At 63.6% G+C, this 18,332-nt stretch carries 13 protein-coding genes; 2 read left to right on the top strand and 11 right to left on the bottom strand.

Going from position 1 to position 18,332, the window contains the following annotated elements; genetic code table 11:
* Positions 1-59 precede the first annotated feature (59 nt).
* The 3 genes from J2D73_RS15565 to J2D73_RS15555 are packed head-to-tail and all read right to left on the bottom strand — an operon-like array spanning position 60 to position 5,876.
* The gene (locus J2D73_RS15565; protein ID WP_207882722.1) at positions 60-1,595 is read right to left on the bottom strand and encodes an efflux transporter outer membrane subunit; all 1,536 of its coding nucleotides are present in this window, start codon (positions 1,593-1,595) and stop codon (positions 60-62) included.
* A complete protein-coding gene (locus tag J2D73_RS15560) occupies positions 1,592-4,711 on the bottom strand; it encodes an efflux RND transporter permease subunit (protein ID WP_207882764.1) in 3,120 nt (1,039 codons plus the stop codon). The genes J2D73_RS15565 and J2D73_RS15560 overlap by 4 nt, the downstream gene beginning before the upstream one ends.
* Positions 4,704-5,876: an efflux RND transporter periplasmic adaptor subunit gene (locus J2D73_RS15555; RefSeq protein ID WP_207882719.1), complete on the bottom strand. Its 1,173-nt coding sequence runs from the start codon at positions 5,874-5,876 to the stop codon at positions 4,704-4,706. Before J2D73_RS15555 ends, J2D73_RS15560 begins: the two co-directional genes overlap by 8 nt.
* 618 nt (positions 5,877-6,494) lie before the next feature.
* Here J2D73_RS15555 and J2D73_RS15550 point away from each other — a divergent pair.
* On the top strand, positions 6,495-7,736 hold the full coding sequence (locus J2D73_RS15550) for a multidrug effflux MFS transporter (RefSeq protein WP_207882763.1): 1,242 nt from the start codon (positions 6,495-6,497) through the stop codon (positions 7,734-7,736).
* Positions 7,737-7,771: 35 nt separating this feature from the next.
* Here J2D73_RS15550 and J2D73_RS15545 read toward each other — a convergent pair whose 3' ends face one another.
* A complete protein-coding gene (locus J2D73_RS15545; protein WP_207882718.1) occupies positions 7,772-8,953 on the bottom strand; it encodes an adenylosuccinate synthetase in 1,182 nt (393 codons plus the stop codon).
* Between the two features lie 13 nt (positions 8,954-8,966).
* Positions 8,967-9,854, bottom strand: a complete 888-nt coding sequence (locus tag J2D73_RS15540) for a hypothetical protein (RefSeq protein ID WP_207882717.1) — start codon at positions 9,852-9,854, stop codon at positions 8,967-8,969.
* 110 nt (positions 9,855-9,964) lie between these two features.
* Between J2D73_RS15540 and J2D73_RS15535 the strand changes: the two genes are divergently transcribed.
* Positions 9,965-10,633, top strand: a complete 669-nt coding sequence (locus J2D73_RS15535; protein ID WP_026397983.1) for an NUDIX hydrolase — start codon at positions 9,965-9,967, stop codon at positions 10,631-10,633.
* Between the two features lie 202 nt (positions 10,634-10,835).
* On the opposite strand, the gene ilvD is transcribed toward J2D73_RS15535, so the two are convergent.
* The 6 genes from ilvD to J2D73_RS15505 form a co-directional block, all read right to left on the bottom strand.
* Positions 10,836-12,695 (bottom strand): dihydroxy-acid dehydratase, encoded by a 1,860-nt coding sequence (gene ilvD, locus J2D73_RS15530; protein WP_207882716.1) that lies wholly within the window; start codon positions 12,693-12,695, stop codon positions 10,836-10,838.
* A 136-nt stretch (positions 12,696-12,831) separates the two neighbouring features.
* Positions 12,832-13,992 carry a glycosyltransferase family 32 protein gene (locus J2D73_RS15525; RefSeq protein ID WP_026397985.1) on the bottom strand — a complete coding sequence of 387 codons (1,161 nt, stop codon included), beginning with the start codon at positions 13,990-13,992 and terminating at the stop codon, positions 12,832-12,834.
* Between the two features lie 127 nt (positions 13,993-14,119).
* Complete coding sequence (locus J2D73_RS15520; protein WP_207882715.1) at positions 14,120-15,211, bottom strand: NAD(P)H-dependent flavin oxidoreductase; 1,092 nt, start codon at positions 15,209-15,211, stop codon at positions 14,120-14,122.
* Positions 15,208-16,044: an SDR family NAD(P)-dependent oxidoreductase gene (locus tag J2D73_RS15515; protein ID WP_207882714.1), complete on the bottom strand. Its 837-nt coding sequence runs from the start codon at positions 16,042-16,044 to the stop codon at positions 15,208-15,210. Before J2D73_RS15515 ends, J2D73_RS15520 begins: the two co-directional genes overlap by 4 nt.
* A 9-nt stretch (positions 16,045-16,053) precedes the next feature.
* The gene (gene purF / locus J2D73_RS15510) at positions 16,054-17,538 is read right to left on the bottom strand and encodes an amidophosphoribosyltransferase (RefSeq protein ID WP_086643794.1); all 1,485 of its coding nucleotides are present in this window, start codon (positions 17,536-17,538) and stop codon (positions 16,054-16,056) included.
* Between the two features lie 49 nt (positions 17,539-17,587).
* Positions 17,588-18,253: a CvpA family protein gene (locus tag J2D73_RS15505; RefSeq protein WP_207882713.1), complete on the bottom strand. Its 666-nt coding sequence runs from the start codon at positions 18,251-18,253 to the stop codon at positions 17,588-17,590.
* Positions 18,254-18,332: the final 79 nt, after the last annotated feature.

Raw genomic sequence — 18,332 nt, 5'->3', positions numbered from 1 at the left:
ATTGTCGTGTCTGGCGAAGCCGTTGTGCGTCAGAGCGGAGGCGAACGCAACGCGGTCGTTCAGCCGTTACCGGCTGGTCCAGCCGCCGGTCGTGCGGAGGCGGCGGCTTTCGCGCCGCCGGGGACCGCTGCAGCCGGATCGTCAACGCGGTTCCACCAGCCGCCGCCGAGTGACTGGAACAGCCCAACCGTATCCGACAGCCGCGCCGCGCGAGCCTGAATCAGGGTCAGCATGGTTTGCAGGCGCGCCTCCTGCACGTTCAGCAGAGCGACCTGACTGACGTCGCCGAGGCGAAGCTGCGCCTGCATGATCTGGGCGCTTCTGTCCGATTCATGCTCGGCTGCAGCCGACTGAGTCAGCGCGTCCGCATCGGTATGGACGGCGCTAAGGCTGTCGGCGACGTCCTGCACGGCGGAAACGATAGTTGCCCGATACTGGGCGGCGGCCTCCTCGTAACGTTTACGCGCCGCCTGCTCCTGATGCTGCAGCTGGAAACCGTCGAAGATCGGCTGGGTCAGCATCGCGCCCAGCGTCCATTGACCGTATCCGGGCGTCGCCATCTGCGCGATCGTCGCCGCCGCGAAGCCGGGGTCGAAGCCAAGCTGTATATTCGGCAGACGGTTGGCGATGGCGACGCCGACCTGCGCACATGCAGCGTGGAAATAGGCTTCCGAGGTGCGGATATCCGGCCGCTGGGAGATGAGCTGCGCAGGCACGCTAACCGGCAGGACCCCGGGCAGCACGAACCGATCCAGGTCAAACTCCGGCGTCGGTGCGTCCGGCATGTCGTTGGACAGCGCCGCAATCTCGTCATGCAGCGTCGCCAGAGTCTGGCGCAAGGGCGGTAGCGTCGCGCGCGTCTGGGCCAACAGGGTGCGCTGCATCGCAACGTCGGCGCCCGACATCGCGCCAAGAGCCTGCTCCGCCAGAGACGCTTTCAGGGTGCGCTCCTGATCCGCGATCAGCGCCTCGGTCGTCTCGATCTGGGCACGCGTCATGGCGTAGGAAATGGCGGCGTCCACGGTGGAGCTGGTCAGGGTCAGCCACGCGGCTTCAAGCTGGTTGCGTTGCGCTTCACGTTCCGCCGCCGCTGACTCGATCTGACGGCGCACTCCACCCCAGATATCCGGGGAGTAGGAGATATTCAGCTGCGCCGTGTGGATTGTGTACAGCCAGGAGTTTGCGATCGGCACGTTGGAGTATGCGCGCGACGTCTTGAAGCGCGCCGGGTTGTAGAAACCGCTGACCGAAGGATACAGCGCGCTTTCGGTTGCTTTCTTGTCCTGCTGTGCGGCCTGAAGCGCCAGCTTCGCAGCCTCGAGCGTCGGGCTTCGCGCCAGCACGCGTTTCAGAAGCTGATCGAGCTCCGGATAGTGGAACAGCGTCCACCAGTCCGCCGGGATGTCCTTGCCCATGGCCAAAAGCTGTGGCGCGTCCTGATTTGACGGCAGACCCTTCTTCGCTTCGCTGCCCGACGTGCGCGCCAGACCTCCCGGTCCGTAAGTGGTCGTCGGCGCGTCAGGGCGGTGGAAGTCCGGCCCGACGGCGCATCCGGCAAGCGCGATCAGGGCGACGGCTCCGAGAAGTCTCCTCATGCCGGAGACCCTCCGGTTTCGCCCGCATGCGATGCGGTCCGTTGTCGGTCCTCGCGACGTTTCGCCCAGGCTTCGATCCGCGCGTAGTACGTCGGCAGGATGAACAGCGTCAGGAAGGTGGCGATGCCCAGACCGCCCACCACCACGGTGGCGAGGCCGCGTTGCACGTCGGTGCCGATGCCGGTCGCGATGGCTGCGGGCAACATGCCGACGCTTGCGACTGTCGCCGTCATGAGCACCGGACGGAATCGCTCTCCGGCGCCCTCAAGGACTGCTGCGCGCAACTCCATGCCGTTGGCCCGGTGGCGGTTGATGTTCGAAACCATGATGATGCCGTTTTGAACCGCGACGCCGAACAAGGCGATGAAGCCGACGGCGGTCGCGACGTTCAGCGTTTCGCCGCGCAGATGCAACGCCACCAGTCCGCCAAGCGTCGCCAGCGGCACGACGCCGAGGACAAGCGCCGCCTGACGGAAAATACGGAACTCCCCGAACAAGAGCACCAGCATGACGGCGAACATGATCGCCAGAGCGACCGTCAGACGCGCCTGCGCGTGCTGCTGCTCCTGAAACGTGCCTGCCCATTCCAGGCGGTATCGCGCCGTATCGAAGTGAACGTCGCGGTTGATGCGCGCCTGCGCGTCCGTCAGGTATTGCGACAGCGCGCGGTCGCCATTGTTGACGCGGATGGTGATCTGGCGGTGATTGTTCTCATGCGAGATGTTGCTCTCGCCGGTTTCCAGCGTGATCTTTGCAAGTTCGTTGAGCGAAATTTGACTGCCGGACGCCGTGGTGAACGGCATCCGCCCCAGCGTCTGCAAATTGGCGGCGTCCGCCTGAGGGATGCGCACCGTCATGTTGTAACTGCGGTCGCCGACGTAAAGCTGGGAAACGGCGGCGTCGCCGATGCCGTTCTGCACCACATTCATCACGTCCGACCCGGCGACGCCGTAGCGCGCGACCGCCATGCGGTCGACGGAGATGTTCATCTCCGGAATTTCGGGTTCCTGAAAGATCGAGGCGTCGCGGGTGCCGGGCACGGTCCAGAGAATGCGGACGATTTCGTTGCCGATCCGGCGTAACTCCCGGAAATCCTGCCCGTAGACGCGCAGCACCAGCGGCGAATGCGCGCCGCCGACAAGGTCGTTCATCCCGTCTTCAATGGGCTGGCTGATGTCGAAGCTGATGCCCGGAATCTGGCGCAGGCGGGCGCGCAGTTTCTGTTCAAATTGCTTCTTTGTCTCGCCGCGCGGCCAGGTACCGTAGGGTTTCAGCCCTACGGGCATTTCGATATGCGACGGAGTCCACGGGTCGGTTCCGGAGTCGTTGCGCCCGAGTTGCGTGATGGCGAAAGAAATTTCGGGAAATTCGTCGACTGCGCGGCGGATATCGCTGGCGATCGCGCTTGCCTTGTCGATCGAGATGCCGGAAGGCATCTGCACCTGTAGCCACAGCGCGCCTTCGTCCAGTTCTGGCAGGAACTCGCGCCCGACCGTCGCCCCGAGCGCAATGACGGAAGCAAAGGCGACGACTCCAGCGAGATAGGCGATCTGCGGCCGGTCGACGATGCGCCCGAGCCAGCGCACATAGGTCCGGTGAAGCCACTCCAGAGGTTTGTTGTGAAAAAGACGGTGCGGCTTGCGCATCGCCAGCCATGCGAGCGCGGGCGTCAGCATGGTGGCGCTCAGCAACGCGCCGAACAGGGCGAAGCTGACTGTGAACGCCATCGGGCGAAAGAGTTTTCCTTCCGCCGCCTGAAACGCGAAGAGGGGGCTGTAGGCGACAATGATGATCAGCGTCGAGAACATGATCGACCGACCGATATGGCCTGTGGTTTCGAGCACCTGGCTCATCTCCACCACGTCGTTTGGCCGCTCTTCGCGGATACGCAGGATCGCCTCGGTCACCACGATGGCGCCGTCGACGACGACGCCGAAATCGATCGCGCCCAGCGAGAACAGGTTCGCAGGCATACCGAGCAGGTTCATGACGACGAACACGAACGCCAGCGCCAGAGGAATAGTGATTGCTGCGACCAGTGCGCTTCGGGGGCTGCCCAGGAAAAGCACAAGCACGATCACGACGAGGCCGACGCCTTTGAACACCGTGTCCATCACCTTGTCGGTAGTGGCGCGGACAAGCACGTCGCGGTCGATATAGGGCACGATCCTTACGCCCATCGGCGCAAGCTGCTTTTGCAGGCTGTCGACCTGGGCATGAACGCTCTGCAGAATCAGCGATGCGTTCTGCCCGCTGAGCATCGTGACGATGCCTTCGAGCGTGTCCGGGTTCGAGTCCTTGCCAAGAATGCCTTCGCGCACCTGATGGCCGAGTTGCATCTGGCCGAGATTGCGCAGGAACACTGGCACGCCGTTGCGCTGCGTCACCGAGATTTCGCCCATCTCGTCCAGCGTGCGCACCAGACCGCTGCCGCGCACGACATAGGACTGGTCGCCACGCGTCACGCGACCGCCGCCCGCGTTGCCGTTGTTATTTCGGATCGCGGTCAGAACGTCATTGAGGCCGATGCCGTAATAATGGAGCGAACCGGGATTCAGGACGAGCTGGTATTCCTTGGTGAATCCGCCGAAATTCGTCACGGCGGCGATGCCCGGAATCTGGGTCAGCGCCGGAACGACGATCCATTTCTGGATGTCCGACAACTGCATCAGATTGGCGCGATCGGACTCGAGCGTGTAGCGAAAAATTTCGCCCGACGGGCCGGTGACCGGACCCAGCCCCGGCGTCGCTCCGTAGGGCACGGTCACCTGAGCCAACTGCTCGGTCACGCGTTGGCGCGCGAAATAGACGTCCGTGCCGTCCTTGAAGATCAGCGTGATCAGCGAGAGGCCGAACGTGCTGCTGGACCGGGAGTCGATCAGACCCGGAGTGCTCGCGAGCTGACGTTCCAGCGGCGTAGTGATCTGCTGCTCGACTTCTTCAGCGGCGAGGCCAGAAACCTGCGTCGTGACCTGCACGGTCACGGCGCCCAGATCCGGATAAGCCTCGATCGCGATGCTTCGCCAGGCCAGAACGCCCCAGATTGCGAGAGCTATTGCCGCGGCGAAAACCAGGCGTCTGTTGCGAAGACAGCCTGCAATGACCCGATCAATCATCATTCAGCAGGATCGCGCCAACGGTGACGACGGAATCGCTGGGCGACAGGCCGGAGGTGACGCGGCACTGGTCCCCTTCGTCATAGACGATCTCGACCGCGCGCCGTTCGAACACATGGGGGGCCACGCGGACGAAGACCGTCACCTTGTCATTGTTCATCAACAGCGCCGATTGCGGCACCGAGATCGTCGGTGGTTGCGGCTCCATGACCGTAATCGCTGCGTACATGTTCGGTCGCAACGCGCCGTCCACGTTTGGCAGGACGGAGCGTACCCGCAGCACCGCCATGTTCGGCTGGACGATCGGGTCGATGGCCGAGACCGTCGAGTGCAGGATGACGTTCGGAAAAGCGGACGGCGCGACGTTGACCTGCTGCCCGACCGTGACGCCGCGGATATCGCGTTCGGGCACGTCGGCGATAGCCCACAATTCTTCCGAATTGGCCATGACGATCAGCGGCTGAGTGATGTCGACGACGTTCATGCCAGCGGTAGCGTTGACCGCGCTCACGTCGCCTTCGATCGGCGCCTTGAGGGTTATGATTCCGTCGGCGCCAGATGCGGATTGCAGCGCGCTCAATCTGGCCTGCGCGCGGTCCTCCTCGGCCTGCGCCTGCAGCAGGTTGCTGCGGGCGTTTTCGAGATCTTTCTGGGCGCCGCCGCCTGCGGCCAGAACGCCCTGGGCGCGGGTGAATGCGCGTTGCGCGAACTCCAGCCCCGCACGGGCCTTCGCCTCGTCGCTGGTCGCCTGCGCGGCGTCGCCGGAGATGACGCGAGCCAAAATCTGCCCGGCCTGCACATGATCGCCCGGATTCACCGTGACTTCCTGAATCAGGCCGGTGACGGGCGAAAAAACCGTGACGCTACGGGACGGTTCGGCGACGATCTCACCCGGCGTCCGGACCCCGCGATTCCAGATACTCGCCGTCACAGGCGTCACGACAAGCGTTTTGTCGAGGGCGGAGTCAGCCTCGACCACCACTTGCCCTCGGGCGTTGCGGTGCGCCGGATTGTTCTCTGCGTTGGCCTGGCTCGCAAACCCGGAGCATGAAAGCATCGCAGCCGCCGCGACAGCGTAACGTCCGGATGTCTTGGGACGATGCATCCCGGTAACTGGAGCGGCGGCGCCCAATGGGCCGGGACGGCCGACGATTGGCAGGTTCATAATGGATAAGGCGCCCGTTCCCGAATTGCGGCTGGTCTGGAATGACATGCGTCGCAGACTGAATGAAGGTGCAATCATGCGACGACATCACGGGTAAAATGTGGCGGGCGACGCTGACGCCGCCACCGGGCGTCGTCGTTGTACTGATCGCCGGACGCCGTCTCTAGATGGCCTTTTTGAGGCTGCGCTCGGGCAGCCAAGCACCTAACTGAGTCCGGGGCGCTCCGCAATGGGCGGGCGATGCGCTTGGAGAGGTGAAGTGACGATCCGCGAGGCCCGGTGGAGGATCTTGAAACAGTTTGCGGCGATTTGTTCGCCTTTACGCGCTGAAAGGCGGCAGTTAGCGTGATTTATAAAAATATCTTATGAAATCAAAGATCTTTGTGAAGTTTTTATTTCCGCCGCAACGTGCTGTGTGTTCGTCCGAACCTAGCGGCTTGGAGGGTGGACATGTATTGAAATAATTTTGACGTGAATGGGAAATATTTATCGCCGCCAGACGGACCTCCGCTGGCGCGCCATGTCGCGAACTGTGATCGGTCCCGCGAATTGCGCCGGTGGACAATGCCGGAAAACGGGTGAATGACACATATTCCCTTTCGCCCCCTACGGTTCGTGATGTTCTCCGCCAAATCAGCCCAACACCTGCTCGCAGGGGCTCCGCCGCCACTTCCACTGATCGTGTTGCTTGGCGCCATCACCGCGATCGGTCCGCTTTCAACCGACATGTACCTTCCGGCGTTTCCCACGCTGGACAAGGAACTGGAGGGCGGTGGGCCGGGTTCCGCGCAGTTCACGCTCGCGACATGGTTCGCGGGCCTTGCCGTAGGACAGTTCTCGTGCGGGCCGCTGTCGGATCGGTTCGGGCGGCGCGCTCCGCTGATCGCGGGATTGCTGGTCTTCACGCTGGCCTCCATCGGCTGCGCCACGACCTCCGATTTCCATGCGTTCTGCCTGTTTCGCTTTCTGGCGGCCCTTGGCGGAGCGGTCGGCGCCGTCGTGCCGCGAGCATTCGTGCGCGACATCGCGACCGGTCGGGACGGCGCGCGCATCATGACGCAGCTTACTTTAGTGTTCGGCGCGATGCCGATCCTCGCGCCGTCGCTGGGCGGCGCGGTCCTCACGTTCGGCTCGTGGCGCTGGATCTTCTGGATCGCGGTGCTCTACGGGGTCGCGGGCATTCTCGCCGTCTATCTGATGTTGCCCGATACATTGCCGCTGTCCCGTCGGGTTCCCTTGCATCCCGCTGCGATCCTTAATCGCTACATCAACCTTCTGGGCGAGCCGAATTTTGTGCTCAACGCGATCATCGCAAGTGCGGGCACTTTCGTTACATTCGCCTATCTGGGTGGAGCTCCCGTGGTGTTCGAACACCTGATCGGTTTCACGCCGATGCAGTTTGCGCTGTTCTTCGGCGTGAACGCAGCCACGTTCATTCTGTGCAACCAGATCAGCGGCAAACTAGTGCAGCGCGTTCCGGTCGAAACTCTGATGCAGAGAGGCGTCGCCGCCTGCGCTTCCGCTGCGGCCCTGTTCCTTCTGCTGACCGTGCTGCACGTCGCAACCCCCGGCCATCCGGCGCTCGTCGCCGTGCTGATCATGATGACGACCGGAACTCTGGGTTTCGTCGGCGCGAACGCTACCGTATTGGCGTTCCACCATCACGGGGCGCAGGCCGGAAGCGCCTCCGCGTTGCTGGGAACGATGCAGTTCAGCATCGGCGCGATCAGCGGCGTTCTGATGGGATACATGCCAACTAGTTCCATCATCCCGATGGCGTTCGTCATGAGCATTGGGGCGTTGATGATGGTCGTGGCCGATGTTCTTCGCAAACGACTGTGCGCTCCGGTGACAGCCTGAACCCTGCCGCATCGTTTGATCCGGTCAAACCAGTTTCAACGGTTCGTCGGGCCTGCAAATGTCTGCAACTGCGTCAGGTGCGTAGCTGCACGGATATCGGCCAGAAACTCGTCTCGTGAGCCATCTACGATTTTGCCGTCCCTGATCCACGTGACACGCGCCCCGACGCACTGATCCAGACACGTGACGGCGATGGCGGGGCGCAAGGCGACGCCGCTGGCGCAAGCCATGTCCGCGTGTATGTCCGATGCCAGCGCGGCTGGGTCGAGCAGTCCGAAGCGTAGCGTTTCCTGCCAGGGATTGGGTTGATTCGTAGGGTCGTCCACCGCAAAGAGGGGCGCGATGTTGCGTTCATCGCTCATCGGGCCCCGGCCGTGGCGGGTCAGGTAGCAGCGCGTCACGTAGAATGCCTCGATCGTCTCCAGGCCGGCCTCGCGTGCGATCGCGGCAATATTGGCGACGCCGGTGTTCGAGCGGGTGACGTAGGGAAAGTCAGGATAGTTTTGATCCAGCCTCAACCCCTGCGCGGCTTCAAAGATTAGGGTCTGATCCGCGCCAAGTGTGGCGTCCTCCCTCAGGTCGACCGCGCTGGAAAAGAAAAGGCAATCATCCACAAATCGCTCGACGACACCGGACGACGCAGCGTGGCTCAGCGGGGAATCATTTCCGAATTCCAGACCCAACTGCTCCATCCGCGAGGGCAACCAGTCCCCCTGAATGGCGCGCAGTTTGTCACGCAGCTGCGGCGCCCGCAGATCGGCGACAGTCAAGGTCTGTTCCGTGTCCTCGGTTCGTCCTACGGTTTCGCCAAACCCCATGCCGCACGACCCGTGCCGCCCTTCGCCACGAGATGACTCCAGAGCCTGATTGATCATCATGTCCCATGGCGTCGTGACCGCGCCGCGCGGGTCCGCGGTTACATGCACGCAACCGCTTTTCGCTGCGACCCGACCCCGCTCTTCGCGAAAAAGCATGGGATGGGAAACCATGAATTGCGACAGATGCGTCGACGCTCCCGCAAGCGCGCCCGAGCCGATATGGTGAAAGACGTGGCGTGTTCCGTCGGCGAGCGTAACTGTGTGCCCGGCCTGGGCGCCACCGTTGCTGCGCACCACGGTCACGGCCCCCGGCGCCAAGGTCGCCAGCCAATCGACTACGCGCCCTTTGCCCTCGTCGCCGTAGGCGGCCCCGATCACGGCTTGCGCGACATGCGTCATTGCTCGATGCTCCTTAACGGGGAAAACCGAAAAATCTGTTAGCGGATTTAGAGAGCTTGAGAAGTGGCGGACCACCGTCTGTTGTGGCGCCGCCATGCGCGACGTCGCCCACCGCTTCGATCGTCGTTACGATAGTTTCCGCCAGTCGTGACGGGTCTCGTAAATGAATGACCCGTTCTGGAAGAATCGATTCCCATGAGTGACGCACATGATCGAGATTCCGTGCAGCGTAGGTGCCGTCCACGATGATATGAAATACTTCATACCGTTCCCGCGCCAACGCGACGATCTCTCTTCCTCTGACGCCGCGTTGTGAAGAAAGCCCAAGGACCCGTTTGATCTGCTCCCGAGAGACGCCGTCCAGCACGGGTTCGTCGCCGACTGTGAACAAAAAGCCTTTCCGACCGCGCCGCTCGAAAGCATCATGGGATGTTTTCCATGCCGCAAACGCGTGCGCCAGACAGTAGCTTTCTCCATCATTGCCGCCGCCGCCGCCCTCCAGCCACAGACCGCGCAGTTGCTCGATGATGCGCAGATCGGCCTCGAATTGCGTCGCCTGCAAGGGCGCGCGGTCACAAAATGCGTCTCCGATTGCAAGCGCCATGACGTGCGGGTCGCTGACCGGTTTGCGGTCGAGCAATTGCGTGAACGTCTCGTTCAGGCCCCGCACCACCAGCTCCTCCGCCAGAACCCCCATGGAGCCCGTGACGTCCACGCCGATGATGATCGGCGTGGAGAGAGGGTTGTCCACGCTGTCGCGGGATTCCCTGATATGGATACGGGCCGGATCGTAATGCGGATCCATGCTTCGCGAGGCGAACAGTTCGGAACGGCTCCGCCCGTGTACCGAGCCGGCCGCATAGCTCGCCCAGTCCTCGTCTCTCCAACGTCCGTGTCCCATGGCGTCCTCCAGGTGTCTCTCCGGCAAGCAGGATGGGCGCAGATTGGGACAGAATACAAGATGCAAAATACATTTTGCGTTTAATTTGACGTGTGCGATGTGCTTCACTCATGACGACCACGTTTGAAAAGCCCATTCTTACGATCGATCTCGTGCCCTTGACGGTGCGTGACGGACGTTTGTGCGTGCTGCTGGCCGAACGTGGGCAGGAACCGTTCGCCGGTCGGCAAGCCCTGATCGGCGGTTATGTTCATGTCGATAAAGACTGCAATCTTGGCGAGACGGCGCGACGCGTGCTGCGCGACAAGGTCGGCCTGAGCAAACTCTACGTGGAGCAACTATCAACGTTTTCCGGAGCGGACCGGGATCCTCGCGGCTGGTCAGCCAGCGTCGCGTATTTTTCTTTGACGCCGTTTGAATGTCTTCAGCCTGCTCTGAACAGAACGGGCCTCGACCTTGTCGACATCGCTGCGGTCTCGGGTCTGCCGTTTGATCACGACCTTATCGTTCGGGCGGCTGTCGAGAGGTTGCGCGGCAAGGGCGCCTATTCAGATTTGCCTGCGCGATTTCTGGGAGAATCTTTCACGCTGCCGGAACTTCACCGCGTTTATCAGATCGTGCTCGGAGAAAGGATCAACATTGACGCCTTCCGGCGCAAAGTGCTTGAGCGTGACTTTCTGGAAGCCACGGGGGAGAAGCGAACCGACGAGGGCGCGACGCGGCCTTCCGCCCTTTTTCGCCTGAAGAGCGCGGCCTCGGTGTTCGACCGGCGGTTCTAGAACAGGCCCCGTTCAGACGGACTTGTCTGAACAGATGTGGGCTTTCGAAAAAACGCCCAGTACGGACCGTCCCTTCCTGCAACGGCATGCAGCCGATATGCTCCGAAATCGGACGGGGGGCTGGAAACCGGGCTATCCGTTGTAACAGCCCGGCTTTTCGATGTGTCATGAACAGTCTGCCAACGCAGCGTGCCAGCGGCGATCATCGCCCCTTGCGGCGCGTCAACTGGCTCACGTCCCGCACGGCGCCGCGCGCCGCGCTGGTCGTCATGGCGGCGTAGGCCTGCAACGCTGTCGAGACGACGCGCTCGCGATCCGGCGTCCACGCGTCCACGCCTTTGTCTTCCATCTGCGCGCGCCGTTCCGACAGCTCCGCATCGGGTACTGCCGTCCGCAGGACGCGGCCCGGGATGTCGATCTCGATGATGTCGCCATCCTGAAGCAACCCGATGGCGCCGCCCTCGGCGGCTTCCGGCGAGATGTGGCCGATCGACAGCCCGGAGCTGCCGCCCGAGAAGCGACCGTCGGTGATCAGCGCACAGGATTCCGCCAGGCCTTTGGATTTCAGATAGCTGGTTGGATACAGCATCTCCTGCATGCCGGGTCCTCCCTTGGGGCCTTCGTAGCGGATCACTACAACGTCGCCCGCCTTGATCTTGCCGCCAAGGATCGCGGAGACGGCGGCGTCCTGACTCTCGAACACGCGGGCCGGTCCGGAGAACGTCAAAAGTCCCGCCGCGACGCCGGCGGTTTTCACGATGGCGCCGTCTTCGGCGATGTTGCCGTAAAGCACGGCCAGACCGCCGTCCTGACTGAAGGCGTGAGGTCCTGCGCGCAGGGCGCCCTTTTCGCGATCCGTGTCCAGCGACTTGTAGCGGCTGGCCTGCGAGAACGCCTGCGTCGTGCGGACGCCGCCCGGCGCCGCGCGGAAGAACTCGCGCGCAGCTTCGGGCGCCTCGCCGCCGATATCCCATTGTGTGAGCGCGTCGGACACGGACGGTGCATGAACCATCGGCGCGTTGCGATGCAGCAGCGCCAGACGGTCCAGCTCGCCCATGATGGCCGGGATGCCGCCCGCGCGATGCACGTCCTCCATGTGAACGTCGGACCGCGACGGCGCGACCTTGCAGAGGTTGGGCACGCGCCGCGACAGGCGGTCGATATCGGCCATCGTGAACGCGACCTCGCCTTCATGCGCGGCGGCGAGAAGATGAAGCACCGTGTTCGTCGAGCCGCCCATGGCGATGTCGACGGTCATGGCGTTCTCGAACGCCTCCCGCGTCGCAATGGAGCGCGGCAGCACGCTCTCGTCGTTCTCTTCGTAGTAACGGCGGGCCAAGGATACCGCGAGTTCGCCCGCCTTCAGGAAGAGTCCTTTTCGGTCGGCGTGCGTCGCCACCAGACTGCCGTTGCCCGGCAGGGAAAGGCCAAGCGCCTCGGTCAGGCAGTTCATCGAATTGGCGGTGAACATGCCGGAGCAGGAGCCGCAGGTCGGGCAGGCGGAACGCTCGATCGTCTCGGACTCGCTCTCGCTCACGTCCGGGTTGGCGGCGGCCACCATGGAGGTGACCAGATCGACGTGCCGCTCGATCCCGTCTTCCGTCACGCGCCCGGCTTCCATTGGGCCGCCGGAGACGAACACTGTCGGGATGTTCAATCGCATGGCGGCCATCAGCATGCCGGGCGTGATCTTGTCACAGTTGCTGATGCAGACCAGCGCATCGGCGCAGTGCGCGTTCACCATGTACTCGACCGCGTCGGCGATCAGTTCGCGCGACGGCAGGCTGTACAGCATGCCGCCGTGACCCATGGCGATGCCGTCATCGACGGCGATGGTGTTGAATTCCCGCCCCACGCCGCCTGCTTCGGCGATGGCGCCGCAGACGAGTTGCCCGAGATCTTTCAGATGGACATGGCCGGGGACAAACTGGGTGAAGGAGTTCGCCACAGCGATGATAGGCTTGCCGAAATCGCCGTCCGTCATCCCCGTGGCGCGCCAGAGGCTGCGCGCGCCGGCCATGTTGCGGCCGTGGGTCGTGGTGCGGGAGCGGTAACCGGGCATGGGGCGACTCTTTTCGGATCTGAACGGACATTTACGGGCGCGACCCCGAAGCAGTGCGGTCGTCGCGCCGTTGAAGCCGACCATAGTAGCCTGAAACGGCGCTCACGTCAGCATCAGACGCGATTCGGGCCGCGACTTACGCCGCGTGCCAGTTGCCGCCCTGCTTGTAGGCCATGTTCAGATCTTCGATCATGTGATCGAAATCTCCCGCGTTCAGGATCGTTACCGTAGGGTCGAAGTTCTGGCCCGCGCGGAAAGCAGCGTGCAGCCGCCGGTTGAGTGCGCGGTTGAAAACGCCGGGACCAGTTTTGTAGGCGATGTACAAATCCTTGTGCAGAAAACTGTTCCGATAGATCGAGAGCAGGCAATCGGCGAGGATCGGGCTGTTACGGCGGCTGCCGAAGAAGTCGTTATGGACGTAGTGGTTGTCCGTCAGGAAGAACACGTGCGACGGTTGCAGAGAAATCTGGCGGGCGAACGCCTTGGGCGACCGTATTCTGATATCGGCGTCCAGCCACCAGCCGCCCAGTTCCTGAATGACATGAACGCGCAGGAAATCGGCTGCTTCCGCAGGGTGTCGAGCCGCAAGGAACAGATCACGCGCTTCGGCTCCATAGGTCGAATACAGCCACTCCGCGCCTTCCTCGCGATTGAACATGCGTACCGGCGCATCCAGCGTGTCTTGATGATGCTGAAGGTTTTCGGTGACTTCCTCCGGCGGGTCGCGGTCCCAGTACATGTAGACGGCGGGCGGTATCATCTGCTCCGGCGTCGCCGCCTTCTGCGGCGCCGAGGGCTTCAGGACGCTCAAGGCTGTCTCAAGATAGAGAACGTCCGCCTCTTCGCCGGTGTGGAAGCTCTCGAAACAGCAACCCATCCGCTCCAGCGCGGCCTTGGGACTCTGTTGCCGCCAGGCCATCTCGATGCCCGTTATGTAGTTGTAGATCGGGGTCGAAAGTCTCTGAAGCTGCTCCAGCTCTTCAGGCGGAACCGGCAGGCCCGCTTTCAGCAGGCACAGCAAACGGGCCTGGAGCAGCGACGAGGCTAGAGGATACTCGGTGGGACTCTTCGAGTGCAGGTTGAATGCGAGCCCGTAAAAATTCGCGGCCTCCCTGACCAGCTTGTGCATATGCAGAATGTTGGCGAGTGCGAAGGCGTGCTCGACAGTGCCGCCGCCATGCTTGTTGTAGTAATTCTGGGCCTGATGATTCCCGGCGAAATCTTCAAGCGAGAAATCTGATGCCTTGTCTACTGCAACGAACACGAAACCGTCGGCGTCAAGGTTTTCAGTGGTCATGACCTGTTCTTTATTGCTCTCTGTCACGCGCCGCATCGAGCGGCGTTCACGGGTTTCATCTGCCCAGCATTTCGCTGACATTGCAACATAGGGCGCAGGACGCGCCGCGGCCGCGTGGCCGGTATTTTCAGGCGCTCTCGGCTCCCCCCGCGCGCCATTCCCGCGTGAGGGTAGCGACCAGTTGAGCGGCCGGTATGAACCGACTGCGTCGGACGCCGCTCCCGGCCCAGAAGGCGCCGTAACCGCTCTCCCCCCCCGCGCGCGCGGCGGCGTCGAGCGCTTTTCCGGCGTCGTAGGCATAGGGGTAGGGCGGGGTCGCCGGGCGATCGTTGCGCGCGCCCAAAGCGGTGAAGCGATTGACAAGGCATCGGGCGGGGCGCCCCGAAATTGCGGAGGTCATCACGGTGATGTCCCCCTCCGACGCGCTCCCGGACGCCGCCAGCGCCGTGCGGTAAGCTGGGCTGGCGGCGCTCTCGTCTGCGGCGACGAAGGCCGTGCCAAGCTGCGCTGCGCACGCCCCGGCCTGCAGAACCGCTGCGACGTCCCGGCCGTGCATCAGCCCTCCTGCCGCGAAAAGAGGGGTGGACGTCGCCTGAGACAGCTCCCCGAGCAGCGTGTGCAACGGAAGCTTTCGGTCCGCCCCCTGCGGATCGAAGACGCCGCGATGGCCGCCGGCCTCGTGGCCTTGGGCGATCAGGACGTCCATGCCTGCCGCGTCGGCCGCTTGCGCCTCCGATACGCTGGTCACGCTTGTGGCGAGCAGAGCGCCAGATCGCCGCAGGACGTTGGCCGCATGCGCTGACGGCGCGCCGAAATGAAAGCTGACCAGCGCCAGCCGTTCGTCAGCCAGCATGGTGAGCATGGCGTCGTTGTCGAGGAAGCTGAGATAGATTTCGCGCAACGATTGAGGCGGGACCGCGTCGTAGCGCGCGAATTCCGGTCGCAGCCATTCCAGCCATGCGGCGGCGCGATCGGGCGCGCACTCCTCCGAGCGATGGCAGAAAAGATTCACTGAAAAAGGACGGTCGGTGAGGCGACGGGTTTCACGGATCGCGGCTCTGGCGGCCTCAACGCTCATGGCGCCAAGACCCAGCGAGCCCAAACCGCCTGCCTCTGACACTGCGGCGGCTAAAGCAGGCGTGGACACGCCGGCCATCGGCGCCTGCACGATAGGCGTGGTCATGCCGAGGCGGCGCAAAACGGGATGCAATTCGGTCATCGCTTCGGTTCCCTGGCGCGCGATGAGGCGCTGTTTTCGGCGTTGATCTGAGGCATGAGCAGGGACAGGATCGTCGCAGCCGCCTCGTCGGGCGTGCGCGGACGGACGCCATCTCCTCCGGGAAACGCCTGAGCGCGCAGTCGCGTTGCAGTCGGGCCGGGATCGAATAGAGAAATGTGGAAATTTGGGCGGTCCGCCATCTCCTCCCGCCAGCTTTCCACAAGCGCTTCGAGCGCTGCGCGGCAGGCGGCGCCGCCGCTCCGAAAACGCCCTGGCGCAGTATCCGGCCGGTTGATGAGAATGACGGCGCGGGCAAACGCCGCCGCCCTGAGAAGAGGCGTTGTTGTCCGAAGCAGCCGCATCGTCGCGGTGAGGTTGACGCCCAGCGCCTGCTCCCAGTCCTTGTCGCGGATGTGTGCGACGGGACTCAGCGGGACGAACATGGCGGCAGCGTGAACCAGCAGATCAAGCCGTCCAAAACGTTGTGCGATGGACGGACCGAGCGCGTCTGCGCCGCTCCCGTCACCGAGGTCGAGCGGCAGCAGGGTGGAGCGCCGTCCTGTGGCGGCGAGGATCAGATCGTCGGTTTCTTCAAGCCCGCCGACCGTGCGCGCATTGATGACGCAATGAGCGCCCTGCGTGGCGAGAGCGACGGCGACGGCCCGCCCAATTCCCCGACTTGCGCCCGTCACCAGCGCGACTTTGCCCACCAGTGGCCCATCGGCGCGCCCGACGGATGAAGCGGCGCCTGAGTCAATGTCCGCGTTTGCAACTGCGCCCTGCGCCGTCCCGGTGAGTGCACCCGCAAGCGGGCTCTCGATCGGCCCGCTCATGAGGTCGGCTCAGGCCGCGTCGGCGCCGTGTTCCTGCTCGTAATCGACAAGCGGGATCGGATAGTCGCCGGTGAAGCAGGCGTCGCAGTACCGGATGCGGTCTGCGTCGCGCTTTTCATGGCCGAGCGCACGATAAAGCCCGTCGAGCGAGATGAAGGCGAGGCTGTCGACGCCGATCAGCTCCGCCATTTTCGCCACGTCATGCTGCGCCGCGAGCAGCTTGCTGCGCTCGGGCGTGTCGATGCCGTAGAAGCAGGAATGCTTCGTGGGCGGCGAGGAAATGCGCATATGCACTTCCGCCGCCCCCGCCGCGCGCACCATGTCGACGATCTTGCGTGAGGTGGTGCCGCGCACGATCGAGTCGTCCACCAGCACGACGCGTTTGCCGTCCAGCATGGTGCGGTTGGTGGAGTGTTTCAGACGCACGCCGAGATTGCGGATGTGATCGGTCGGTTCGATGAACGTCCGCCCGACATAGTGATTGCGGATGATGCCCAGCTCGAACGGGATGCCGCTGGCCTGAGCGTAACCCATCGCCGACGGAACGCCGGAATCCGGGACCGGGACGATGACGTCGGCGTCGACCGCGCTCTCGCGCGCCAGTTCGACGCCGATCTGCTTGCGGACGTTATAGACCGACATGCCGTCGAGCACCGAGTCAGGGCGGGCGAAGTAGATGTATTCAAACACGCAGAAACGCGATTGCGTCGGGATGAACGGGCGCACCGAGCGGACGCCGTTCTTGTCGATGATGACCAGCTCGCCCGGCTCCACGTCGCGCACGAATTCGGCGCCCACGATGTCCAGTCCGCAGCTTTCCGAAGCCAGCACCCAGCCGGACGCGTCGTCGGCGGAGCCGGGGATGCGCCCGAGCACCAGCGGACGTACGCCCAGCGGGTCACGCACGCCCATCAGGGTCTCCCGTGACAGAACGACGAGCGAATATGCGCCCTGCACCTGCTTGAGCGCGTCGATCAGCCGGTCTTCGACCGTCGCGTAGAGTGAAATGGCGATCAGGTGAATGAACACCTCGCTGTCCATCGTCGACTGGAACAGACATCCGCGACGGATCAGGGCTTTGCGAAGCGTATTTGCGTTGGTCAGGTTGCCGTTATGGGCGACGGCCAAGCCGCCGAATTCGAACTCGGCGAAAAGCGGCTGCACGTTGCGTAGCAGCGTGTCGCCGGTCGTCGAATAGCGGTCGTGCCCGATCGCGTTGGCGCCCGGAAGAGTCGCCATGACGCGGGAGTCGCTAAAAACGTCGCCGACGAGGCCAAGGCCCTTGTGCGTATGGAAGCGCTCGCCGTCGAAAGTGACGATGCCGGACGCCTCCTGCCCGCGATGCTGGAGCGCATGCAGGCCAAGCGCGGTGATCGCGGCAGCGTCCGCTGTGTTCCACACGCCGAAGACGGCGCATTCCTCATGCAGTTCGTCGCCGCCGTGACGGTCGTCCGGATCGATCGTGTCCTGCCACGGTGAAGAGGTCTGGAGCATGGATGGGTCCCTTTTGGGCGTCCGCCTCACCGGCAGAACTGGCGATACGTCAGGGGGTGGAGGAGCCGGACGCGTCCGGGCTCTTCCGTTCGGCGAGGTCATGGCGCGAGCCGCCCGGCGGCGCAAGACCTGATCCCGCGAATTTGGGGAGAAGCGGCGCCAAATGCGAGGCCTCGCTCGCCGTTCTGCGCGCCATTTCCTGCATGAGAGGGTTGTCACGCATTTGCGCCGCCCAGTGATACGCAGGCGACACCCATGTCGACAACGCGTACATGGCCGCGACGACGACGAGTCCCCGCAAGGCTCCGAACAGGCCGCCCAGCAGACGATCAAGCCCGGCAAACGGCGAAAGCAGCACCAGCCGGGACACGCGGGACGCGACGACGCGACATAGAACCAGCAGCACGGCGAACGTTCCAACGACTCCGAGCCAATATGCGATGAAGTGGTTCGATATCTGTCCGCTCAGCCAGGTCGTCGCCTGATCGTGGAACGCGCCTGTAAGCGCCAACGCTACGATCCAGCTCGCCAGACTCAGGACTTCACGTGAAAAGCCGCGCCAGACGCCAAACAGGGTGGAGATCGCCACAAGGCCGAGCGCCGCCAGCCCGAGGGTTCCCGGAGGGTGCGCGAACAGATCGTCACGCCAGGCCAGAGCGGCGGACTGGGCGGCAGATTGCGCGGCCGCAACGCTCGTATCGGTCAGAGACGCCATGACTGGCTCCATGACGCAGGCGAGGACGTATTCGGAGGCTGGACGTCAGAGCCAGTTGGAGCAGCGGCCGTTCCTGCGC

The organism is Acetobacter sacchari (assembly GCF_017377715.1).
Classification (GTDB): domain Bacteria; phylum Pseudomonadota; class Alphaproteobacteria; order Acetobacterales; family Acetobacteraceae; genus Acetobacter; species Acetobacter sacchari.
Note: the sequence above shows the minus strand (reverse complement) of the source record. Positions and strands in the feature narration are given on the sequence as shown.